1 pseudogene is annotated in these 291 nt (G+C 40.9%); it reads left to right on the top strand.

Annotation, left to right across the window (positions count from 1 at the left end):
• Positions 1-103: 103 nt before the first annotated feature.
• Positions 104-291: pseudogene (locus tag MD535_RS25975) on the top strand (hypothetical protein); the annotation flags it as partial.

Genomic DNA, 291 nt, shown 5'->3' with positions numbered 1-291 from the left:
ATATTTTAATCGCTATTATCTTTCTACCAAATCGTATGTATAAGCCTTATCAGCTTAATTATCACCGCAACCTTATTTACGATGTTGGTTGTGGAGAATTCAAATGCACTTTGCCTGCAAATTTATACCCAGCTCGAAGTTGACATCCAACGAGCTATCTTATGTCCTAACACCGGACGAGTGTATAGGTCAGTTTTCGCGTGTGCGAAGCCCCCAAGATATTGTTAGACACTTACCAAAACCGCTGTCGGAACCTATTTCAATCGCGGCTAAAAAATCCTCTCAGAGTCT

The organism is Vibrio qingdaonensis, from assembly GCF_026191675.1.
Classification (GTDB): domain Bacteria; phylum Pseudomonadota; class Gammaproteobacteria; order Enterobacterales; family Vibrionaceae; genus Vibrio; species Vibrio qingdaonensis.
Note: the sequence above shows the minus strand (reverse complement) of the source record. Positions and strands in the feature narration are given on the sequence as shown.